17 protein-coding genes are annotated in these 22,401 nt (G+C 69.0%); 8 read left to right on the top strand and 9 right to left on the bottom strand.

Features of this window, described 5'->3' with window-relative positions:
• The first annotated feature begins 39 nt into the window (after positions 1-39).
• Positions 40-1,839: a DUF262 domain-containing protein gene (locus FCI23_RS09050; RefSeq protein ID WP_136723041.1), complete on the top strand. Its 1,800-nt coding sequence runs from the start codon at positions 40-42 to the stop codon at positions 1,837-1,839.
• A 101-nt stretch (positions 1,840-1,940) separates the two neighbouring features.
• Entirely contained in the window at positions 1,941-2,870 is a 930-nt protein-coding gene (locus FCI23_RS09045; RefSeq protein ID WP_136722947.1) for a CBS domain-containing protein, read from the top strand.
• A 407-nt stretch (positions 2,871-3,277) separates the two neighbouring features.
• Here the strand turns inward: FCI23_RS09045 and FCI23_RS09040 are convergent, their stop codons facing one another.
• Positions 3,278-7,156 carry a hypothetical protein gene (locus FCI23_RS09040; protein ID WP_136722946.1) on the bottom strand — a complete coding sequence of 1,293 codons (3,879 nt, stop codon included), beginning with the start codon at positions 7,154-7,156 and terminating at the stop codon, positions 3,278-3,280.
• Positions 7,157-7,360: 204 nt separating this feature from the next.
• On the opposite strand from FCI23_RS09040, the gene FCI23_RS56240 reads away from it, so the two are divergent.
• A complete protein-coding gene (locus tag FCI23_RS56240) occupies positions 7,361-7,534 on the top strand; it encodes a hypothetical protein (protein WP_169316717.1) in 174 nt (57 codons plus the stop codon).
• A gap of 402 nt (positions 7,535-7,936) precedes the next feature.
• Complete coding sequence (locus FCI23_RS09035) at positions 7,937-8,746, top strand: class I SAM-dependent methyltransferase (RefSeq protein ID WP_136723040.1); 810 nt, start codon at positions 7,937-7,939, stop codon at positions 8,744-8,746.
• 87 nt (positions 8,747-8,833) lie between these two features.
• On the opposite strand, the gene FCI23_RS09030 is transcribed toward FCI23_RS09035, so the two are convergent.
• A complete protein-coding gene (locus tag FCI23_RS09030) occupies positions 8,834-8,986 on the bottom strand; it encodes a CGNR zinc finger domain-containing protein (RefSeq protein ID WP_246143588.1) in 153 nt (50 codons plus the stop codon).
• A gap of 561 nt (positions 8,987-9,547) precedes the next feature.
• On the bottom strand, positions 9,548-10,477 hold the full coding sequence (locus FCI23_RS09025) for an LLM class F420-dependent oxidoreductase (protein ID WP_136722945.1): 930 nt from the start codon (positions 10,475-10,477) through the stop codon (positions 9,548-9,550).
• A gap of 658 nt (positions 10,478-11,135) precedes the next feature.
• Here FCI23_RS09025 and FCI23_RS09020 point away from each other — a divergent pair.
• A complete protein-coding gene (locus tag FCI23_RS09020; protein ID WP_136722944.1) occupies positions 11,136-12,080 on the top strand; it encodes an aminoglycoside phosphotransferase family protein in 945 nt (314 codons plus the stop codon).
• 202 nt (positions 12,081-12,282) lie between these two features.
• Here the strand turns inward: FCI23_RS09020 and FCI23_RS09015 are convergent, their stop codons facing one another.
• A complete protein-coding gene (locus FCI23_RS09015; RefSeq protein ID WP_136722943.1) occupies positions 12,283-12,642 on the bottom strand; it encodes a hypothetical protein in 360 nt (119 codons plus the stop codon).
• Between the two features lie 470 nt (positions 12,643-13,112).
• Positions 13,113-13,451, bottom strand: a complete 339-nt coding sequence (locus tag FCI23_RS09010) for a hypothetical protein (RefSeq protein WP_136722942.1) — start codon at positions 13,449-13,451, stop codon at positions 13,113-13,115.
• A 129-nt stretch (positions 13,452-13,580) separates the two neighbouring features.
• Here FCI23_RS09010 and FCI23_RS09005 point away from each other — a divergent pair, with 129 nt between their 5' ends.
• From FCI23_RS09005 to FCI23_RS08990, 3 genes are all read left to right on the top strand, one after another.
• Positions 13,581-13,883: a hypothetical protein gene (locus FCI23_RS09005; RefSeq protein WP_136722941.1), complete on the top strand. Its 303-nt coding sequence runs from the start codon at positions 13,581-13,583 to the stop codon at positions 13,881-13,883.
• The gene (locus FCI23_RS09000; protein ID WP_136722940.1) at positions 13,880-15,466 is read left to right on the top strand and encodes an amidase; all 1,587 of its coding nucleotides are present in this window, start codon (positions 13,880-13,882) and stop codon (positions 15,464-15,466) included. The genes FCI23_RS09005 and FCI23_RS09000 overlap by 4 nt, the downstream gene beginning before the upstream one ends.
• A 685-nt stretch (positions 15,467-16,151) precedes the next feature.
• Positions 16,152-17,585 carry a DUF2786 domain-containing protein gene (locus tag FCI23_RS08990; RefSeq protein WP_136722939.1) on the top strand — a complete coding sequence of 478 codons (1,434 nt, stop codon included), beginning with the start codon at positions 16,152-16,154 and terminating at the stop codon, positions 17,583-17,585.
• A 19-nt stretch (positions 17,586-17,604) separates the two neighbouring features.
• On the opposite strand, the gene FCI23_RS08985 is transcribed toward FCI23_RS08990, so the two are convergent.
• The 4 genes from FCI23_RS08985 to FCI23_RS08970 form a co-directional block, all read right to left on the bottom strand.
• Complete coding sequence (locus tag FCI23_RS08985; RefSeq protein ID WP_136722938.1) at positions 17,605-17,793, bottom strand: hypothetical protein; 189 nt, start codon at positions 17,791-17,793, stop codon at positions 17,605-17,607.
• Positions 17,794-17,806: 13 nt separating this feature from the next.
• Positions 17,807-18,583, bottom strand: a complete 777-nt coding sequence (locus tag FCI23_RS08980; protein ID WP_246143571.1) for an SDR family NAD(P)-dependent oxidoreductase — start codon at positions 18,581-18,583, stop codon at positions 17,807-17,809.
• A gap of 241 nt (positions 18,584-18,824) precedes the next feature.
• Positions 18,825-20,393: an amidase family protein gene (locus tag FCI23_RS08975; protein WP_246143570.1), complete on the bottom strand. Its 1,569-nt coding sequence runs from the start codon at positions 20,391-20,393 to the stop codon at positions 18,825-18,827.
• A gap of 372 nt (positions 20,394-20,765) precedes the next feature.
• Positions 20,766-22,400 (bottom strand): dipeptide ABC transporter ATP-binding protein, encoded by a 1,635-nt coding sequence (locus FCI23_RS08970; protein ID WP_136722936.1) that lies wholly within the window; start codon positions 22,398-22,400, stop codon positions 20,766-20,768.
• Position 22,401: the final 1 nt, after the last annotated feature.

Here is a 22,401-nt window from a genome sequence, read left to right as displayed (position 1 = left end):
GGGGTTTGCGTGGCGCTGGACGGCCCAAGCTTGGGCAAGATGCTGGATGACGTGGCGGCTGGGAGAATCCAACTCCCAGACTTCCAGAGGGAGTGGAAGTGGGATGACGACCGGATCAGGGCGCTGCTCGCGACCGTGACCCTGGACTACCCGCTCGGCGTGGCGATGACGTTGGAGACGGGTGGCGAGGCCCAGTTCAAGGCGCGGCCCCTCGCCGGTACCCCGGTCAGTCCGAGCGAAGCACCGCAGCAGCTTCTGCTGGATGGGCAGCAGCGGCTGACCTCTCTGTACCAGGCGCTCAAATCAGATCTTCCGGTGGAAACCGCCAATGCCGCCAACAAGCGACTCAAGCGGTGGTACTACATCGACATCGCTATGGCCGTGGACGAGAACGCCGACCGGGATGATGCGATTCTGTCCATCCCCGAAGAGCGCACCGTGCGGGGCGCGTTCGGCCGCGGGGCGACTCTCGATCTCACGACTCTTGAGAAGGAGTGCGAGGAGAGACTCTTCCCTCTGAACCTGGTTTTCGACCCGGAGCGCACGGGCAAATGGCACCGTGCGTTCGTAAGCAAGGGCGATGACCACTGGGACATGTGGGCCGCGTTTCAGCACAAGGTGATTGACAAAATCAAGAGTTTCCAGATCCCGCTCATCCGCCTCCCCAAGGAGACGCGGAAGGACGCGGTGTGCTCTGTTTTCGAGCGGGTGAACACGGGCGGCGTAGTGCTGAACGTCTTCGAGCTGCTCACCGCGACCTACGCGGGCAACTCGGGCTACGCGACGGACCACGGAAAGGACTTCAACCTCGCCGAGGACTGGCGCACCACCAAGGCCCTGCTTGCCACCGTGCACCCGGTGTTCGGCATCGTCGACAACGGCCGCGAGACCGGGCTGACCAGCCTGGACTTCCTCCAGGCGATCGCGCTGGTCACGACCTACGCTCGTAAGCAAGAGTTCCTCACCGTCCATCCGGAGTCGGCCACTGCCCCGGCGATCGGCTGCAAGCGCCGGGACCTGCTCGATCTTCCGCTCGCGGAATATGTGGCGACCGCCCCGAAGGTAATGGACGCCTTCGACTGGGTCGGTCAATTCCTCGCCGCCCAATCGGTCTTCCGAGAGGTCGACCTGCCGTACCGGACTCAGCTTGTGCCGCTGGCGGCCATCCGCGTCATTCTGGGAGACGCCGTCGATGATCCCGAGGCAAGCGCGAAACTGGCCCGCTGGTACTGGTGCGGCGTTCTCGGCGAGCTCTACGGCGGTTCCACGGACAGCCGGCTCGTCCGCGACGTCGAGCAGGTGACGGCCTGGATCAAGCAGGGCGGCCCGGAGCCCGACACCATTGCCGAGGCGACCTTCCAGGAGCAGCGGCTGCGTACGCTGGCCACCCGCAACAGCGCTGCCTACAAGGGAATTTACGCACTGCTGATCAAGCAGGGCGCGATCGACTGGTTCTTCACCGAGAGCCCGATCACCGCCGAGACACTGGTCGGTCAGTACGTCGACATCCGGCAGGTGTTCCCCAAGGCGTGGTTCGAGCGCAATGGCCTCCAGGCCGACACCAGGGCTTCCAGCATCGTTAACAAGACGCCCATGTCCTATCGGGCCGGCATCACAGTGGGCAGGAACGCGCCGTCCGACTACCTGCAGGCTTTCGAGCAGGAGGCCGGCACACCGGGCGCGTGGTTCGACGACCTGGTCGGCACTCATCTGATCGATCCCAAGGCGTTGCGCGCGGACGACTTTGAGGCGTTCCACCGGGCCCGGGTAGACAGCCTCCTGCAGCTGGTGGAGGAAGCTACGGGGAAGCCGCCGGTTCGTGAGCGGAGCGGCTCGTGATCGCACCGAATGACGACGTCCTCATCGGGCTGAAGGGCGCCACCCTCCGGATCCGCGACCTCTTGGCCGTCTGGGGCTGCCGTACGCGGAACCACGAAACGGTGCCGCGGATCCAGCTTGATCTGGCGCGCGTCGACCTCACAACCGTGCCACCATTCGCCGCCGGTTCGATCGATGACGAAGTCCGCGTCGTGCCAACGGGTGAGCCAAATGCCGAGCCCGAGCCGGAAGAGCCGATGGCGGCTGTCGGTGACGAGGAGCCTGCGGCCGAAGAGGACGCTGTCGGCCTCCTCCCCCGGATTGCCATGCGCGTCGGCGACCTGCCCTGCGCCCGCGAGGGCGTGGTGTCGGTCACACCCCGGGACTCACTCACGCGTGCGACGACGATCATGACGGGGCGGGGTTACTCCCAGCTGCCGGTGCTCGATGGTGCCGCGACGGTCCACGGCGTCGTCACATGGTCTTCCATTGCCCACATGCACTCGACCGGACGGGAGCCATGCCTTGCCAACGCGACCACCAACGAGTACCAACTCGTCGAGGCCACGACTCATCTGCTGCCAACGCTGCCGCTGATCCGCAGGCACGAGTTCGTACTCGTCCGCGGACTGGACGGCACGGTGAACGGAATCGTCACCGCGGCTGACCTCGCCGACCAATTCGCGGTCGTCGCGAAGCCGTTCTTCACGCTGGGGGAGATCGAACGGCGTCTTCGACGCTGCTTGGGGCGTGCCTTCGACGAGAACGACGTGCGCGTGGCGACCGGCAGGAAACAGGCGGTGGACCACATGATGTTCGGCGGCTACGTCAGGCTCCTCAGGCGTGAGGATCTCTGGCCGAAGCTGGGCTGGCCGGGCGTTGACCGAGAACTCTTCGTCGAGCAGCTCGATCGGGTGCGGCTGGTGCGTAATGACGTCATGCACTTCGATCCGAAGCCGCTCACAGCCGATCAGCTGGCGCTCCTGGACGGATTCGTCGGCATGATGAGGCAATACGACCCCGACTACGGCCACTCTGCGGCTCAGCCTTGACGGCATCAGCCGGCCCGGTGCCTCCGCACGGGCCGGCCAGCACGAGTGCTCCTCACGACCAACGCACGGGCCGGTAGGCGGTAGAGCACGACCTACCGAGCGGGCACGCTGTTTTGGCCTCTCTAGCCTGCGTGTTTCGTTTGCGGCGGCGTCCGGATCTTGATCGGAAAAGCGAAAGTGCCGTCATCCATGCAGGGTCCGGTCTGCTGGCCGACCTCACCCGCCGCCCGCGTCTGCCCGGCATGGTCCTGGACCTCGACGCCACGCTGGTCACCTGCCACTCGGAGGAAGAAGACCGCAACCATCTACCTGGCGGGGCTCCACATCGCAGGCATCCTCTGGTCCGCCCGCTGATCCAAACGAATCTTCTTGGTCGGGCGCCGTCCCCGGGGTCGGCGGGCCGCCGCTCAGGCAGGGGCGTTCACCGACAGGCTCGCGGTGTACTCCGGCTGGGCTCCGATCGGGACAGGCCGCAGCCACTCGTCGGCCAGAACGGACAACGCGCCGGGCTGGAGCCGGGCCAGAGCGCCCAAAGCCACTGTCCACTCGGTGGTGGCCAGCACCGACACCAGGAGGGCCGAGGCCCGAGCGGCGTCAGCCTCGGTCGCAACCGCGACGAACGCCGTCGCCCGGGTACGCGGGTCCGGGATGTCCTGCGCGACAGACAGTCCGCGGGCGATGTCACCTCTCGCCGCCGCCCGGGTCAGCACGACGTAAGCCGACGACTGGAGCTCGGAGTTGTCGATCTGGCGGATCAGGGCCAGCGCCCGGCCGGGCTGACCGGTGAGCCCGGCCAGCCCCACCACGGGTATCAGCGCCTGCCAGCGCTGCCGTAAGTGCGGGATGGTCAAGGCGAGCGCCTCGGCCCGGTCGAGGTCGCGGGTCGCCGTCACCGCCCGTACCGCTTCCACGAGTGCTTGCCTGCGGCGCGAGTGGTCATGAATCCCCGCGGCGATTCTCCCGACAGCTGCGGACAATTCCTCGGCGCGACCCGGATCCGCGGCCGCGACCCGCTGGGCGATGGCGGCGAGGGCCTGCGCCTGCAGGTCAGGGTACGGCAGGTCGAGTGCCAACCGCTGCGCGCGGTCCGGGTCGGCGGCCGCGATGCGCCGGACCACCTTGAGCAGGGCTTCGGACTGACGCCAGGGCTCGGCGATGGGCCTGGCGAGCCGCTCGGCCAGTTCGGGGTCGTACGCCGCCACCGCACCGGCCACGCAGGCCAGCGCCTCGCCTCGGTGTTCTGCTGAGGGGATCGAGCCGACCACGTCCAGCGCACGCTCGGTGTCGCCGCCGGCGGCGAGCGCGGAGGCCACCGCGACGAAGGCCGCAGCACGTTCGAGGGGAGGGCCGATGCTCTGCGCCACTCGTTCCGCCGCGCCGGCGTCGCCGTCCGCCGCGAGCGCCAGAGCGATGGCACGCAGCACGTTGGCCTGGTGCCGGGTTGCCGTGCGGGCTCCCGCTTCGGCGACCCGGGCCAACTCCTCGGCTCGTTTCCTGTCGCCCGCCAAAGCGACTTCGTGGGCCACTGCGATGAGCGCGCTGACCCGCGGGTTCGCGTCCTCGATGCGCCCGACGACCGAAACAGCGCGGTCAGGGTCGCCATGGGCGGCCGCCGTCTTGGCCACAGCCGTCAAGGTGGTGTACCTGTCACCGCGATAACCGATACGGGAGGCAAATTCCTCGGCACGGCCGGGGTCGATCGCAGCGGTCGCCTCGGCCATCGCCGCGAAGGCCTGGTATCCGACTTCTTTCGCGATCTCCAGAGACCGTTCGGTGTCGCCCCGCACGGCCACGCTGGCCGCCACCGCGGCTCGCGCCTGTCTACTGGCGGACGGCGAGTCCAGTTCGGCGGCGAAGGCCAGCGCCCCGTCGACATCGCCCGAAGCCGCCACCGCCCCCGCTGCCGCGCCCGCCGCCTTTTCGCACCGGGTGCGAACCCGCGGCGTCTGGTGCACACCCTCAAGTAGCTCCAGCTCGCGGCACGCCGTGGTGGCCAGTCGTGCCGCCTGGTAGCTGTTCCCCTTTCCGGCCAGGGCCTCTGCCACGCGGCATACCGCCTCCACCCTGACGGCCGGATACGCGATGCCGAGGGCGATTACCTCGGCTTCTGCCGGATGCTCAGCAGCCGCCGCCCATGCCACCGCCAGCAAGGCGCGAGCGCGAGCGAGCGGGTCATCAATGCCGCCGACCAGGCGTTTGGCATCCGTCAGGGCACCGCTTGCGGCTGCCGCGCGTGCCTCGGCTGCGTTGGCTTCCGCCCGCAAACGCCCGTCGAATCGCTCCGCGATGACACGCGCCCGGTCCGGATCCGTGGACGCCACGGTCCGCACCACTGCTGCCATGGCCTCATGGCGCTGCAGCGGGATGTCGATGGCCCGGGCCAGCGTCTCCGCGCTGTCCGGGTCGCCATCGGCGGCGATGCGCGCGACGGAGACCAGTGCTTCGGCCTGGTCCCCCGGCTTCTCGATCGTACGGGCAAGGGCCTCGGCCCGGGCGACGTATCCCAGGGCTGCCCACAAGGGCGGCAGGGCGCTCGGTATGCGGTTGTTGCGGTGTTGCAAGAGGTCCCGGTGGGCTGCCAGGCGGGCCATGGTGAGCATGAATTCGCCGGGGCGCGGCTGCGCGAGGATCATGTTCTGGACATTGGTGACCTCGGTAAGGGACGCGGTGTCGCTTCCAGTAAGGTCGAGCATCCTCTCGTGTCGCGCGGCGTCGTGGGCGAGCGGGATCATACGGTCAAGGTCGTCGTCGGCTCGCAGCATCCCGAAGTAGCCGTTGAACAGGTACTCCGGTGTCTGCGCGGGCCATTCCTGGTGACGGTGGCGCTCGGCCCAGCGGTGCACACGGTCCCGGTAGTCCGCCAGTGCCGAGCCGTACGCCTCCACCGCGGTGGACTGCAACTCCTCGTGCCCGAGGATGTAGACCTCGTTCCCGGCCTCGGGACGCCACCGGCTGCCGCGGGGCTCGAAGGTCCGCCCCGCCGCCGTACGCAGGTGGCTCTTCACCGTCCAGGGGTCTGCGCCCGTGAGATCGGCCAGGTCCGCAGCGCTCAGGCCACCGCCCGCCGCGGTGATCAGACCGAGGAGGTCCCGCTCCAGGCGGGTGCCGTGCAGCAGGCGCCGCAGTTCCCGCTCCAGGTCGTCCTGGATGGCGGTTGCGTGCGGGGAGGTGGCCAGGTCGCGGAGAATGGACCGATCCCGCAGGGGGTGGTCCTTGGGGACATCCGCCGGTACCGGCGGGTTGGGCCGACTGGCGACGATGACCCGCAAGTGGCACGAAAGGGGATCAGGAAGCAGGGCGGCGATGCTATGCGCGTCCGGACCGGCGGTCACGCCGCGGTCCTCGTCGAGGCCGTCCACCAGCAGCACGAGACGTGCGCCGGACTCGCCGCACATCTCGGCCGCGCGGTGGAGCAGGTCGAGCAGATACGGTTCGCGCGCGGCATCGGTCAGATACTGCGATACGAGGTCCTCGCCCAGCAGGCCCGCCAGTTGTCCGATGACCATCTCGGTGAAGGCGTCGCGGTCGTTCTGCGAGGCGTATCGGGCGGTCACGAAGAAGGGGACGATGTGCACCGAGGGCGGGGGATGCAGGGCGAACCACGACATCAGGGCGGTTTTGCCCGACCACTTCGGGGCACGCCACCAGTTGTACGAAGCCGAGTCCGGCGCGGTGCAGAAATCGGCGAGTTCGTCCAGCTCCTGCTCCCGCTGGAGGAGCAGGCCCGGCGCGATGCGCCGAACCTGTCGCCAGTAGACCGAACGTGCCGCCCGTAACCGCCAAGCCGGGGTGTCGGCTTCGGACGCCGTCAGTGCCGAGGCCCCGCCCTTGGACTCCCACCCGTCGACCCGGCTGTCGGGTGTCAGCCGGGCTGCCCCCTCGGCCGCGTGTGACGCCCCGTGAGCCGTCTCCCCCCGCGGACCTTCAGCGAACCGTCGGCCGTCGGCTGCGCGTTCCCGCTCGCGTTCGCCCCGGGCCAGCCTCAGCTGTCGGCGCCACGCGCGCTCATCGACGCCCTCGCCCGACCAGCGCGACCACACGGTGACCAGCGCCACCACCGCATCGTCACTGTCCTCGCCGGGTACCTTGAAGCGTTCCACATCCTTTGGCGCCCAGTCGCTGGCGCGCTTTCCGGTGAATCCCTCCGCCCCCCGCAGGGAGCAGGAGCGCACATCGCGTTCCAGCACAACCTGGCTGCACGGCTTGTTCACGACCTTGCGCGCAACCTCGGCCCGTTCGCGTAACCCGCGCAGTCGCGCGTGCAGCTCCCGTACCTGGGTCCCCATACGTCGTCCCCGGACTCCCCGCAGCCAACTCCCCGGTCTCCCGCCACGGCGGCGGCGGGTGCGGCGGGCACGTAGATATTGACCAGCAGCTTAGCCGCCCGACTCCCCTCCCCACCCGCCGGGCGCAGACAAGTCGGGGTCCGGGAAGCGAGTCTCGAACCGCCGCCGGTTCCGACGGCGTTCCCCTGACGCTCTGGAGACGTGATGACCACCCCGGCCACCGGCCCCAACAGGTCCATTGACGACAACGCCGCCGGCACGACGGCCGGCGTCCGGCGTCTACCGGCGCTGATCCTGCGACGCGCGGCCTACAGTCTGGCCGGTGCCGCCGGGCCGGCCGCGCTCGCCCTGCTCCAGTGGTGGACCCACAGCCACTAACCCGCGTGTTCATTTGGGGCGGCGTCCGGATATTGAGCGGGAACACGAAAGTGCCTTCTGAACTGGGATGATGAGGCTTCTAGGGCTTCTGTAAGGCCTCCCAGGACAAGAACGGGCTTGGCCGCCCAGCCGGCGAGGATGCCGGGATCGCAGCCAGGAAGGGCTGGATCCATCTGCCTGACGAGGGCAGTCTGCGTCATTTGCCGTAGCGACGTCAGGTGTCGGCAGCGGGGCGCAGGAGTTCGTCCAGTACGGCGGTGATCGGGGTTGGCGTGAACGAGCGGCGCCGCCTCACCCGGGCCAAGCCATTGCTTCGCCGTCCGTCAGACCCGTGGGGGTCAGGCACGATTGAATGGTGTGGTGAATCAAACGTCACCCTCATTTGAACCCGCCGTCCTGCGCATGATGGCGGCCAATCAGGCAAACTGGGACGCACGAACGCCTGTTCATCTGCAGAGCAAGTTCTACGGGCTGGACAGCGAGCTCGATGCGCAGCGGTGGTTCGGCAGCTTCGAGTGGTCTGACCTGGGACCTCTACAAGATCGCGACGTAGTACACCTCCAATGCCATTTGGGCACCGAGACCATCGCCTTCGCCGAGCGCGGGGCCCGAGCGGTCGGCCTGGACATCTCCGCCGCCTCGATTGCTGCGGCCCGCGACATCGCGGCCCGCGCGCGCCGGACTGTCGAGTTTGTCGAGGGCAACGTCTATGACGCGCCCAGCCTTCTCGGCGGCAGGCAGTTCGATATCGTCTATACAGGCAAAGGGGCACTGTGCTATCTACCCGACCTGGATCGGTGGGCGCAGGTGATCAGACAGTTGTTGCGCCCGGGCGGGCGGCTTTATGTCGTGGAGTTCCATCCCCTGCTCAATGCCCTCGGGCCCAAGCCCGGCGCGGGCGAAGGCCCGGAGTTGCTGCTGCGACATGACTACTTGGGCGGGCGTGGTGCCATCCACAGGAACTCCTCCCGTACATACACCGATGGTCCGCCGGTCGAGGGGGCCACTGACAGCTACGAGTGGACGCACGGCCTGGACGAGGTACTGAACGCGCTGACAGACGCAGGTCTTCGACTCGCGAGGCTTCGCGAGATCGACGAACTGCCCTGGCCACGATGGGATCGAATGATGCCCACCCCCGAGGGCTGGTGGCGCCTTCCTGACGATCACCCCCGCGTGCCCCTGCTCTACGCGCTGCTTGCCGAGCGATAGGACTGCCGTCGATTCCGGCCAGTGGGTCGATGGGAACAACCGCCGGAGGCGCTTGCCAGCTGCTCATCCGGCTGCGCCCGGTATGGCCTACTGCGCGGCGGCGTCGGAAGGTTCCGTCCGGCGGTTTCGGTAAGCGCGGGCCTTGGCCCGGTTGCCGCACTCCGCCATCTGGCACCAGGTGCCCGATCTGTTCTTTGAGTGGTCGTAGAAGGCCCACTGGCAGTGCTCGGAGGGGCAGATCTTGAGCCTGCGCCAGGTGCCGTGGAAGCCGGCCGGGGCGGTGAGGGACAGGAGGCGGCCCAGGGCGGCTTGGGGGCCGGTGGGCTGGCCTCAGGGGCGAGGTCTTGGGTGCCGTCGGGTGGAAGTGGAGCCGGACGGCGGTGTCGCGGGTGAAGGTGTGGAGGGCGGCGGGGGTGCCGGTGTTGGTGCGTCCCCGCGCTGTTGCACCGTCCGCTGCTCTTGGCGGGCGCCACCGTCAGCGTCGTCGCCAGTTGGTGCTCACAGTGTCACCTCCAGATACCCACGTACCGGCACGGCGCTTGCTTCCGAAGGCGGCTCTTCCGGTATGTCCGGCAGTCGGCAGCGCTGCCACCAGTCGTCCCATCGTCCTCGGTCCCGAAAGTATGTCTGCTCTTCGGCGGACATGGTCCGTACGTCGAAGACCGACGCTACTGGCCGGTACCCGATGCGCAGAGCCGAGACACCGAACTTCTGGGGAATCGACCGGCGGCTCAGCCGGCGCACGGACCTGCCGGGGCCCGCCGTCGCTGGACTGCGGGCCCCGGCACCATCGTCGTACTGTCAGACGCCCGCCGCTCGCGCCGCCTCGTACACCTCGGCCGCCACGTCGACCAGCTCCGCGGCATCACGGGTCGTGCCCTGGAGCTCCAGCATGAACTCTGATACGCCCGTCCCGGCGTGCGCCACCAGGTCCTCGACGATCTGCGCCACGCTGCCTTGGAAGGGCTGTCGGCCCTCACCCTGGAACGGCTTGGCGCTGTACTCCGCGTTGACGCGGGCACAGACCTCGATCGGGCGCTCCCGGCCGCGCTGAGCGGCCAGGTCCTGTATCTGCCTCCACTGCTCGGCCAGCTGCGCGGGGCCCATGGCCACGGGCATCCAGCCGTCCGCCCGGTCCACCAGACGACGGGTGGCGCGCGGGCTGTTCGCGGGCAGATAGACCGGGATGGGGCGAACCGGCTTGGGGCCGACGTTGGACGGGGCGATGGTGGTCAGCTCGCCCTCGTACGAGACAGGGTCCGGGCCCCAGACGGCTGCGCACACGTCCAGCAGCTCGTCCAGGACCGCCCCGCGCTTCTCGAAGGGGGCGACGGAGGCGGCTGCGTACTCGTCCAGGGACCAGCCCGTGCCGAGGCCCGCGATCACCCGGCCGCCGCTGGCGACGTCGAGCGAGGCGAGCGAACGGGCCAGCTGGAACGGTACGTGCAGCGGCGCGACCAAGACGCTGGTGCCGAGCCGGGCCCGGTCGGTGGCCGCGGCGGCCAGCGTGAGCGTGACCAGCGGGTCGGCGACGCTGCGGTACCACTCGGGCCATGGCAGCCCAGGGATGCCGTACAGGCCCTGGGTGGCGGGTTCAGGGAAGAGAATACGCTCGAAGACCCACAGGCTCTCGTACCCGGCCTCTTCCGCCGCCCGTGCCACGGTGGCTACATCGCGGCCGATGTCGTACTGCTTCATCTGCGGAAGACCGAGACCGAGTGAGACCGGCATCTCTAACTCCTTCATACGGACGGCGAGGAAACTACCCTATGACATAAGCTTGTTGACTGCTCAACCTTCGACTGACCTTCGATGAGACATGATCCCGATCCGGTGAGAGGAGCCATCGACGTGTTCTTGAGGCGCAGCTCAAGGCTCTTTGCGAATCCACGCGGCTCTCGCCTTCGATCCGCATGGGCCGCGTAGTAGAGGCCCCTCGCCAGCGGTTGGATCCTCGACTTGTGTGCTGAATCGACCCGTTTGAGCGCGGTGAGGGCCGCGTGCCTCGACGGGAGCGCCGGCACGTACAAAGGTGTCGCCACAGTTGGTCTCCCCCATCCGCCCGTGTACGGGATTGCCTCTGACCGGAGAGTGACTCCGGATGAGCAGATACGAAAGAGTGCATGTCAGGCCAAGGCTTGGTTCCGCCAAGATCCGGACGAAAGGGGCACTTCATAGTGTATCTGCACAACCTCGACCAGGCCCCTTCGGCGGCGCCTTGCCGGGACAGCTCTCGCTGCGCGCCTGCCTGATCTGAGCGGTCGAGGTGCTAGCTGGTACTCCAGCTTTAGACCGTGATCTTCATGCCCGATTGACAGCTCGCCGCCGGTAGTGACTGGCTTGGGCGATGGCCTGGTGGCGGCGCCGGGCCGGCGCGTAAGGTGCCCGGATGATCGGGGTACCAGAGGCATTCGCGCGGAGCACCATCGAGCGCGAAGGAGAGGGCGGAGCGGCGTGGCTCGCCGAACTGCCCAGGATCGTAGAGGAGCTGCTGGAGCGCTGGGGGTGCGCGCCGGACGGGGAGGTCATGCACGGGGGCGTCGGGGTCATTGTCCCGGTGCAGCACGGGGTTGAGGGGGCTTCCGTGCTGAAGGTGTCGTTTCCGCACCCCGGCAACGTCTATGAGCCGGACGCGTTCGCGGCGTGGGGCGGCCGCGGAGCCGTCCTGCTGCACGAACGCGACGACGAGCGTTTCGCGATGCTGCTGGAGCGGGCCCAGAGCTCGACCTTGGCGGAGGTCGAAGACGGCGATGAGGTGGTGACGGTGGCCGGGCGGATCAATCGCCGGCTGGCCATCCCCGCGCCGCCCGGCCTGCCCCGGCTGCGGGAGCAGGCCGACGCCTGGGAGGAGCAGCTGCGCAAGGATGCCGGGGAGCTGACGCACACGCTGGCGCCCTACGTGGTGGATGCCGCAGTGGCGACCGTCCGCGAGCTGGCCCGTGTCCAGCCGGACACCCTCATCCACGGCGACCTCCACGCCAGAAACATCCTGCGCGCCGACCGTGAGCCATGGCTGGCCGTCGACCCCAAGGGATACGCAGGAGACCCCGCTTACGACGGCGGCACACTCCTCAAGTCGCACGCGCTGACGCTTCTCGAAGCGGACGACCTGCACAAGGCTGTCCACCGCACTCTGGACGTCTTCGTCGAGGCCGCGGAACTCGATCGCGAACGCGCCCAGCGCTGGGCTCAGCTCCATGCCGTCCAGACTGCGTTCTGGGGCCGCCGCCACGGGTTCCGTATGGCCCGCAGCGGATCCCGACTGGACTGGCTCACCGACTTCGCAGACCGTCTGGCGAAGTTGCTCACGGAACCGTCCCAGCCGCGGTGGTGACCTTCCTGGACTGGTGGTAGCAGCGGCCACCGGCGCCGCAACGCACCCGGCGCGGCCGTTGCGGCTTCATCGCGTGGGAGGGGGCGACCGCTACGGTCCGGCCGCCGCTGCTGCTGCGCTGCACCGACATGGACCTGATCGGGCTGCTGACGGGGCTGGAGCCCGGCGAGCGGGCCGGGGTGCGCTCTGTAGATCGGAGCGACTATTCGCCCATCATCCTTGCACGCTCGGATCGATAGATCTCGACTGCCCTGCCATCTCCATCCATGAAATCCTCCCAAAAACCTGACACGCTCCACGCAGCCGGACCTATCGTAAGAGATCCGTCCCATTCAAGGGACAGCTCCCAAGAAGCATGGAATTCAGAATCCAGGATCTCGAACAATCGTGAATCAAACAGCGGCGGCAACTCACTGTCCGAGTATTCGATCCTGAAACGATTGGGTCCATCAGCCTGACAGGAGACCTCCAGGACCGTGTATTCAGCACCCGGACTCAACGCATCGGACCCTTCTCGGACTCCCTGATCCATGCCTGCCGAACCCTTGAAGCGTACCTTCATTTCGAACTACCCCTTGCCTTCATTACCACTTTATAATCGTAGTCGTACATCACTTCGCCGGTCACTGAATTTCGGTAGTAGTGTACCTTAAAGTCGCCGTATGGACTCTGATTAGTCGGGGTGCTGCACCTGCCCCATTGCGACGCGCCACCGCACTGTGAGAATCGGGCCTGAAGCTCCTGATTCCCAAGCGTCCGTCCTTCGATTACCAGTCGGGAGCTGTCGAGGGGCGGCCTGCGTCAGGACTTGGGTGCCGGCGAGGAAACACTTGCCTGACTTCCCCGCCCCGCGTGCGATGTCAATAGTCCTGGCGGGTCAGACCGTACCCCTGCTGGTCGGCGGCGAAACCCGCGACACCAAGCCCACCGCCTGGCCTACGGCTGGAGTAAGCAGCTCCGGCTTTACCCCGACTGGCCGGACGGACCAACATCGCCGAAGCCATCGACCCGTACCACAGCCACCCGGACGCATCACTCCTGCCCCGGCCGGTCGACACCAAATTCATGCAGCATGCGCACCGTCCTTTCTCTCACAGCATCGCCAAGAAAGGGAAAAGCATTACGTAGCACAGACTCCGACTCCATCAGAGTTTCAAGAACCTGAAAGTGAATCGCCCCCCGAGGGGCATCGCCAGGACTCTTGAACTTCTTGTTGGGGGCGTAGTAGTTGGTCTCCTGCTGCCAGTTGACGACCATGGCGTTGCCGTGGACGTCGACGACCTTGTCCAGGACCCATTGCCATGCCTGGGCGCAGCTGGAGTCGGCGAAGGCGTCCTTGTGGCAGGGCTCCTCGGGGTCGTTGCCGAGCACCGGGACGGTGAAGACGGAGGACACAGGCAGCAAGACCGCGCATGTAACGCCGCCGCATCACTTGATCAATACGCTTGACACATAAGACTGGTTGATTCGCGGCACGCGAAAGTGATCACTGGAGGATCCGTGAGCGAGCCGCAGCAGCCGACCGACGAGCAACTGGACGCCTACATACGCGCCAGACTCGCGCTGGCCGGAGTCGACCTCAACCAACTCCCCGAGAGCAGCGATCCGACGACGGGCGCGCCGACCCGGTCACAGGCCCTGGCATCGCTGCTCGCATTCGTCAAAAGCACCCCGCCCGCCATCGCCGACTGGACGCCGTCCGCGAGCGGCGCCTGGGCGGCCGCGTACGCGCAGCAGGCCTCGCCGCCGCTGGAGTACCCGTCGGTCACCGAAGCCTGGACCGGAAAGGCGGGCGGACGATGAGCCGCGAGGTCAACCGCCGGGCCTTCCTGGCCCGTTCCACCGCCGTCGCCGCAGGGGTCACCCTGGCCGCGCAGGCCTTTCCCGCCTCCGCCGCGACCCGTAAGCCGACCGTCACCGTCCCGGACGTGGACGTACGCGAGGCGGCACGCAAGGATCCGGCCGAGGCAACCCTCGCCGAGGCCGCCGTCCTCATGCGTCGGGGCCGGCTCAAGGCCGTCGACCTCGTGCAGGCGCACCTGGACCGGATCAACAAGTACGACGCGACTTACCAGGCGTTCGCCGTGGTGGTCGGTGACCAGGCCCTGGCCGCGGCGGGTAAGGCCGACCGGGGGGAGGGCAAGCGCGGGCCACTGTCCGGTATCCCGTTGTGTATCAAGGACAACTACTTCACGAACGGCATCGCGACCCGCGCCAACTCCTTCATCTTCGCGGACTTCGTGCCCGACGAGGATGCGACCGCGGTCGCCCGGCTCAAGGCAGCGGGCGGCATCGTGCTCGGCAAGGGCCAGATGGGCCCGCTCGCCACCACCCGCGCGACCACTCCCAACGGCACGATCACCACGGTCAACGCCTGGACGCCCAACGACCCGTCCACAGACCCAGGAGGGTCCTCCACCGGCCCGGCGTGCGCTGTCGCCGCCCGCATGGCGACATCCTCGATCGGCACCCAGACCGGCGGCAGCATCACCGCTCCGTCCAACCAGCAGAACCTGACCGGGCTGAAGCCCACCATGGGCCGCACCTCCATCCACGGTGTCATTCCACTGTCCTTCACCCGCGACCACAGCGGTCCGCTCGCCCGCGACGCAATGGACGCGGCCCTCATGCTGGCGGTTCTCGCCGGGCCCGACCCGAACGACCCGCGCACCCTCGGGCTGCCCGCCGTGCCCGATCTCATACGCTCCGCCACCCCCGTCGTCTCAAGCGGCGGAAAGGTCCGGCTGCGCAGGGCTACGCGGATCGGCGTCCCCGCCGACTACCTCGGCAGCGCGTCCGGTGATGTGCTGTCCGTACGCAAGACCTTCCTCGACAAACTCGCCGGCGTCTCGGGCGCCACGCTCGTCGACGTCACCTATCCCGACGACTGGGCACTGCTCACCGGGGCCTTCAACGCCATTCGGCTCAGCGAACGCACCGAGCCGTTCCGGCACTGGCTGCGCGCGGATCTCACGTCCTTCGGTGTCTCGCTGCTCACCTGGCTGCAGGGGCTGATGCTCTCCGGTGACGAGTGGATCACCGGGCAGCGGGCCAAGAACCACCTCCTGCGCGAGGTGCTCGACGGCGTCCTGAGCAGTTGCGACGTGCTGCTCCAGACCGGCCCCGTGCCTTTCGACATCCTCGGCCTGCCGGAGATCGCCTTCCCGATCGGCTTCGACAGCTCCCATGTGCCCGTCGGCGCGATCCTCGGCGGCGGCCCGTACGAGGAGGACCGGCTCTTGGAAGTCGCCGCTGCCTACCAGGCGGTGACGGACTGGCATCTGCGCCGTCCCACCGACCCGGCCGCCGCGAAGCCCCGCTCCCTGACGGCTGAGCCGAACCGGCCCAGGATCACGGCAGAGGAGGCAGCAGCAACCTCATCGTAAGTGTCCCGACGGTGCGCGATGCCCGCCGAGTTGGAGGAAAACTCCAGGCCGGCTGCGGGGACCTCGAAGGCGTTCCACCAGGAGCCGGAGTATCGGCGGAACCAGTCGGTGACGTCCGGGGTGTTGCTGGTGACGGTCATGGCCGCGTCGACGGCACCCCCTCGTCGACGAACAGATGCTCGTCCAGGGCATGGCGACCCGGGAACCCCACCGCTGTCCGCGCCGGCGCAACGTCAACGCCCGGCACCCGGCGTCCTGGCCGCCCAAAGACGCGGGCGTGCCCGCATCCGCAGTGAGAAAGACCTCCGATGCGGCGGACGCCGCATCGCACGGCGCCGGCGCCCGCCCATGGCCAGCTCCTCGGCGGCGGGTTCTGGACGCCCACCCAGACGTCGAATCCGGTGCCGGTGTCGTCGACGACGAAGCCTCCGGCTCCCGCGTACGCGCCCGCCGTCTCACGGCCCGCTCGATGCACTTCTCAGTCACCACCGCTGCCAATCCGGACCATCCAACCGTATTCCGATGGTACGGATCAACGGGGTGATGATCACTGCATTGTGGTGCCATCCTGGTCCGGGCGCCTCGGGCCCGTGGCCTGTGCTCGCTGCACGGGGCGCGGACCGCTGGGCGCGGACGAGGCGGATGTCCAAGCGGATGTCACGGAAAGCGTGGGGAGAAGCACCAGGTGGGCAAGAGGAACCAGGAGCGGCGTCGCGGCAGGAAGAAGGAGCGCGAGGCCCGGCAGCGGGCCCGCTCCACGGGCCCGGGCAGCACATTCGGGAACGCGGACCCCGGCTCGTTCGAGGGCCCGTACGGTTATGTGCCCCCGCCGCGTGAGCGGTCACTCGTCCAGGTGGTGGAGACGGCGCTGCGGCGGGTGGTGGAAGCTCCGGAGGACGGCGTCGCGGTGGCCGTCGGCAAGGCCGCCGCAGTCCTGTCGGAGCCGGCCGGCCGGTGGCCCGAGGTGGGCCGCGCGCTGCTCGTACTGACCGACAGCATGATCGACCAGCTGTGGGCGTACGGCTGGCAGCCCGCCGACCTGGTACGGATCGTGCGGCGCGAACTGAGCGCCAGGCACACCCGCCTGGCCGTGGACCTGATCGCCGCCGAGTCCCGGAAGTACGCTCCCGCTTCCCTCGATCCGCGCTGGTCGGCCCAGTTGCGTGAGGTCGGTGCGACGGTGTGGTGGGAGGCTGACGACACCTTCCTGCCCGGGTACGCGACCCGGGAGAAGCTTGACCGCCTCGCCACCGCGACCTGTGCGCTCGAGGTGCTGCGGCTGCTGGGATGGCTGCCGCGGATCAACCCGGTCGGGCCACCGCCGGGAGCGGGCGGCGGCAACCGGTGGCGTCGCGGCCAGAAGGCCGGTTCCGGGGACGAGCCGCGGATGCTCGGCCGGATCCGGGCGCTGCTTGCCAAGGCCGAGTCTACGGAATTCACCGAAGAGGCGGAGGCGCTCACCGCGAAGGCGCAGCAACTGATGGCCCAGCACAGCATCTCGGAGGCTCTGATCACCGCCGACACCGGGCGGGAGGACGCCCCGGGGGCCTGTCGTATCGGCGTCGACAATCCGTACGAGCAGAGCAAGGTCATGCTGTTGGACGCCGTCGCGACCGCCAATCGCTGCCGCGCCGTGTGGTCCCGTCATCTGGGCTTCAGTACGGTCATCGGCTTCGACGCCGACCTGGACGCGGTGGAGCTGCTCTACACCTCGCTGCTGGTGCAGGCGAATGCCGCGCTGAGCCGGGCCGGCAGCCGGCAGCGCGCCGACGGCAGTTCCCGTACCCGTTCCTTCCGCCAGTCCTTTCTGCTCGCCTACGCCACCCGGATCAGGGAACGGCTGACGGTCGCGACCGAGCAGGCCACCAACGACGCGGTGGCCGGCACCTCGCCGCTGGACGAGGCCACCGGGGCCGCCTCGAAGCCCGAGCCCCGCCTCCTGCCGGTGCTGGCCGCCCGGGAGGAAGCGGTGAACGATGCCACCGAGGAGATGTTCCCCGAGCTGACAACCAGCCGCTGGGCGCGCGCCAGCGACGGCGAGGGCTGGGCGCAGGGCACCGCCGCCGCCGACCGCGCGTCGCTGCACGGCCACTCCGGGGCGATCCGGGCCGATGGCTGACACGACGACGTGTTCCGCGTTACGGGGCCGCCTCCATGGCCCCCTCGCGGTCCCGGCCCGCCGACACCCGCTGAGGAAGGATCACCAGTGCGGCGCCCAGCGCGAAGCCCAGCGTGGGCAGCACCGGGAACCGGCCGTCGGGCGCGAAACCCCGGTCGCGAGCCGGTCGCGCGACGGCGGACGGGCACCGGTCCCGTCCGCCGCTCACCGAGAGCCCGCTGTCAGCGCAGGTACGAGGCCCCGTTGAGATCCAGTACCGCGCCGCTCGCCCACTCGGCCTCGGCCGAGGTCAGCCAGGCCACCGCGGCGGCGATCTCGTGTGGCTCGGCTACCCGGTCGAACGGGCTCTGGGCGCGGATGGCCGGTCCCCGCTCGTCGTCGTCCAGCAGCCGCGCCGCCATCTCGGTGCCGGTGAAGCCCGGCGCGACCGCCGTCACCGCGATGCCGTACGGGGCGAGGGCCACCGCCAGGGACTGGGCGAGGGAGTGCAGTGCCGCCTTGCTGGCGCCGTAGGCGGGCGAGACCGGCTCGCCCCGGAAGGCGCCCCGGGAGCCCACCATCAGGACCCGGGCGCCCGCCGGGCCCTCGTCCCGGTCCAGCAGATGCCGGGTGACTTGCCAGGTGAGGTCCGCGGCGGCGAACAGATTCGCCTCGAAGGTCTGGCGCCAGTCGCTCCGCCAGTTCTCGTAGGAGGTCGCCGCGATGGGGTGCGGGGTGAACACGGCCGCGTTGTTCACCAGGATGTCCACCCCGCCGAGCGCGGTGACCGCACCCTCGACCAGACCGGGGATCTCCTCCGGACGGGTGAGGTCGGCGCGCAGCGCCACATGGCCCTCACCGGGCAGGGCGGCCACCAGTTTCGCGGCGGCTTCGGGGTCGGTCCGGTAGTGCACGGCTACCGCGTCGCCGCGTGCGGCGAGGGCTTGGGCGATGGCGGCACCGATGCCTCGGGACGCTCCGGTGATCAACGCGCGCTTACGACGTATGGGCTCTTCCACGGTGCGATCATGCGGTCCGGCCCGGGCGATGGCAAGGGGCACCCGGGGTGGGCCGGCTCCGGGGCGGGGAGCCGAGGGGGGAGCCGCCCGGCCGTTATCCGCTCGCGCTCCGGCCCGCAGCCCGCGGGTCGGATGGGAGGGGCCCCGCACGGCGAGGTTCGACACTGTTCCTGCCGGTATTCCAGCCCGGAGTGCAGGGGCCGCCCTACGTCGTGGGAGCGGCCCCGCAGAGGCGGAAGGATCAGGGTGCGCAGGAGCCGCTGGAATTCGCGGAGTCGGCGGAGTCGGCGGAGCTGGTGAGAGCGGTGCAACGGTACGGTGCCGGGTTGATCACCGTTGGCGGCCGGCGCAGCTTGGTGGCCTGCTCGTAGTCGTAGGCGTAGCCGATGAGGGTGGGCTCGCTCCACGCCTGGCCGAGGAACGAGATGCTGAACGGCCGTCGGTTGGCGGCCTGGTAGCCGGCGGGGACGCTGATCGTGGGATAGCCCGCCTTCGCGCCGATGGCCGCGCTGCCGCTGTTGGCGAAGAGCAGCGCCGTCAGGCTGTTGTCCTTCATGACTGTGTCGATGCGGTCCTTGCTGTCGGCCAGGTCCTGGGCGCGGTCCGCCTCGTAGGTGGCGGTGTCGGCGCTGTCCGGGCTGTGGTCCATGGCCTGCGACTCCAGCGCGTGGACCTGCCCGAACTTCAGCGCCTGCGCCGCGTGCGCGTTGTTGTGGGCGATGATGTCGGCGAGGCTCTTCATGGGGGCGTTCGCCGGCAGCCTGGCCAGGTAGGTGTCCAGGTCGCGCTGGAACTCGTAGGTCAGGACGGTCGAGGGGTGCCCCGTGGTGTCGAGGGTGACGTCGACGAGCGTCGCGCCCCGCGCCTTGAGCGCGGCGATGGCCGCGTCCCACAGGGTGCGGTTGTCGGTTCCCGTGGCCGGGACCTGGCCGGCGACGACGCCGATGCGGGCCCCTTGCAGGGCGGTGGCCGACAGGTCCTTGGTGAAGTCGTGCCCGACCAGCGGGTTGGAGGCGGTGGCAGGGTCCTCCGGGTCGGTGCCATCGATGGCGGTGAGCGTGGCCGCGGCGTCGGCGACCGTGCGCGTGAGGGGCCCCGCCGTGTCCTGGCTGGCGGCGATCGGAACGATGCCCGTGCGGCTGGCCAGCCCCACCGTCGGCTTGATGCCGACGACGGAGTTGGAGTACGCGGGGCTGAGGATGGATCCGGAGGTCTCGGTCCCGATGGCGACTGCGGCGAGGCCGATCGACGCCGCGACGCCGGAACCGGCGCTGGATCCGCTCGGGGTCTGGCTCGCGTCGTAGGCGTTGAGCACCTGCCCGCCGAGCGAGCTGTAGCCGCCGGGCATGCCGGTGGTCAGGTAATTGGCGAACTCGGTGAGATTGGCCTTGCCGATGATGACCGCTCCGGCCTCGCGGAGCCGCGCGACGACAGGTGCGTCCTTCGCGGGACGGGAGTCGGTGAGCGCCACCGACCCGGCGGTGGTCGGCAGGCCCGCGACGTCGATGTTGTCCTTGACGATCACCGGTATACCGAGCAGGGGGCTGTGCGGGCCCTTGCCACGCCGTACCTTGTCGGCGGCGGCTGCTTCCTTCATGGCGTCGGGGTTGAGCGCACGTACCGCGTTGAGCGAGGGCCCCTGGGAGTTCAGAGCCTTGATGCGCTCGATGTAGGCCTCGGTGAGCGTGGTGCTGGTGACCTTGCCGGCGTCGAGGAGAGCGGTCAGCTGCGCGACGGTCACCGTCTCAAGATCTACGGGGAACGGCTTCCCGCCGGGGCGGTCGGCCGCGTCGGCTCTGGACGTGGTCACCGATGTCGTACCGGCGACGGTCATCGCGGCAGTCGCGATGGCTACGGCGTGGCGCCGGGTGAACGGTGTGCGCGGGAGCGATTGGTCGTTGATTGTGTGCTCCTTTGACGAGGGATAAACCGGTGGGCTTGGTCATGAAAACGGCGGTGATTGTCCCGTGCGTATCAATCCGATGTCGGTCACGTTTCCATGGCGGCAAACAGGCTCGGTTCAGGGAGTGGGTGAATATGCGCTGACCCGACCCACACGGAAGTGACCTCACGTCAGGAAGTCATTGCCGAGGGTGCGTTGTTCGTTGCGGGTGGGAGCCGCCGGTCGCCCGCGCTGACGCGACAGGCACCGCCCCCTGACCGCGTACACCAGGAAGTGAGGTCAGTTGAACATCCCCGCACCGGGGATCGCCTCAAGAAGCTGTTGTGTGTAGGCATCCGCCGGCGAGTTGAGCACCTGGTCGACCGGACCCTGCTCGACCACCCGGCCGCCGCGCATGACCACGACGTCATGGGCGATGGACCTGACGACGGAGAGATCGTGCGAGATGAACAGATAACTGAGCCCGAGTTCGTGCTGAAGGGTGTCGAGCAGCTTCAGAATCTGGTCCTGCACCAGTACGTCCAGCGCTGAGACCGCCTCGTCGCAGACGACCAGCCGGGGACCGAGCGCGAGCGCGCGGGCGATCGCCACTCGCTGGCGCTGGCCGCCGGACAGCTCGTTCGGGTACCGCTGAGTTACGGCGGCCGGCAGCGCGACCTGCTCCAGCAGTTCCAGCACCCTGGCCCGGCGTTGGGCGCGGTCGCCGACGCCGAAGATCCGCAGCGGCTCGGTGATCAGCCGCTCGACCGTGAACGTCGGATCGAGCGACGCGTACGGGTCCTGGAAGACCGGCTGCATGGCCCGGCGTGCCGCACGCAGCCGCGCACCGCGGAGTCCGACCATTTCCGAGCCGTCGAGCCGGATGGCGCCGCTGGTCGCCGGGACAAGCCCGAGCACCATCCTGGCCGTCGTGGTCTTGCCCGAACCCGATTCGCCGACGATCGCCGTCGTACGTCCGCGTCCCACGGTGAAGGACACCTCATCGACGGCACGCAGCACGCCGCCCCGCCCGGGGATGCGGTACTCCTTCGATACCCGGTCGACCTCCAGCACCGTCTCTTCGCTGTGCTCGCCGGGCACGCTGGGCTCGCCGGGCACGACCGCCCGCCGGCGTGGAGTCGCGAGAGAGGGCGCGGCAGCCACCAGTCTTCTGGTGTACTCGTGTTCCGGATCGGTGAGGATCTGCCGTGCGGGGCCCGCTTCCACCACCTTGCCCTTGGACATCACCACCACCTGGTCGGCCCGGTCGACCGCCAGGCCCAGATCGTGCGTGACCAGCAGCAGCGCGGTGCCCAGCTCGTGGGTCAGGTTCTCCAGGTGGTCGAGGATCTGCCGTTGCACGGTCACATCGAGCGCGGAGGTCGGCTCGTCCGCGATCAGCAGATCCGGCCGGCAGGCCAGGGCGATCGCGATCAGCACGCGCTGGCGCATGCCGCCGGACAGCTCGTGCGGGTACTGACGCGCCCGGCGGGCCGGCTCCGGGAGTCCGGCCTGCGCCAGCATCTCGACCGCGCGTGCGGGTGCTTCACGCCGGCCGGCCATGCCGTGCACCACCAGGGTTTCCGCGACCTGCCGCCCCACCCGCGCGACCGGATTGAGATTGGACATCGGGTCCTGCGGTACGAGCCCGATCTCGCGCCCGCGCAGCCGCCGCAGCCGCTTCTCGCCGGCATGCGTGATGTCCTCGCCCCGCAAGCGGATCCGGCCACCGATGATCCGGCCCGAAGCGGGCAGCAGACCCATCACGGCGTGTGCCGTGGTCGACTTGCCGGAGCCGGACTCGCCGACCACCGCGACCCGCTGTCCAGGCATCAGCCGGAAACCGGCACCCCGCACGGCGGGGACCGCGCCGCCCGCGAAGGACACCTCGAGATCGCTCACTTCCAGCAGCGGCTCGGCATCGGATTTCGTCATC

It is taken from the genome of Actinacidiphila oryziradicis (assembly GCF_005047355.1).
In the GTDB taxonomy this organism is placed as follows: domain Bacteria; phylum Actinomycetota; class Actinomycetes; order Streptomycetales; family Streptomycetaceae; genus Actinacidiphila; species Actinacidiphila oryziradicis.
The sequence above is the reverse complement of the archived record's forward strand: the minus strand, read 5'-3'. Positions and strand labels throughout refer to the sequence as shown.

Coding starts and splice junctions, on each gene's coding strand:
- FCI23_RS09035 (WP_136723040.1), top strand. CDS start 7,937: ATGATGGCGGCCAATCAGGCAAACTGGGACGCACGAACGCCTGTTCAT.
- FCI23_RS08970 (WP_136722936.1), bottom strand. CDS start 22,400: ATGACGAAATCCGATGCCGAGCCGCTGCTGGAAGTGAGCGATCTCGAG.
- FCI23_RS09000 (WP_136722940.1), top strand. CDS start 13,880: ATGAGCCGCGAGGTCAACCGCCGGGCCTTCCTGGCCCGTTCCACCGCC.
- FCI23_RS09025 (WP_136722945.1), bottom strand. CDS start 10,477: ATGCCGGTCTCACTCGGTCTCGGTCTTCCGCAGATGAAGCAGTACGAC.
- FCI23_RS09040 (WP_136722946.1), bottom strand. CDS start 7,156: ATGGGGACCCAGGTACGGGAGCTGCACGCGCGACTGCGCGGGTTACGC.
- FCI23_RS09050 (WP_136723041.1), top strand. CDS start 40: ATGCTGGATGACGTGGCGGCTGGGAGAATCCAACTCCCAGACTTCCAG.
- FCI23_RS56240 (WP_169316717.1), top strand. CDS start 7,361: ATGACCACCCCGGCCACCGGCCCCAACAGGTCCATTGACGACAACGCC.
- FCI23_RS09015 (WP_136722943.1), bottom strand. CDS start 12,642: ATGAAGGTACGCTTCAAGGGTTCGGCAGGCATGGATCAGGGAGTCCGA.
- FCI23_RS09020 (WP_136722944.1), top strand. CDS start 11,136: ATGATCGGGGTACCAGAGGCATTCGCGCGGAGCACCATCGAGCGCGAA.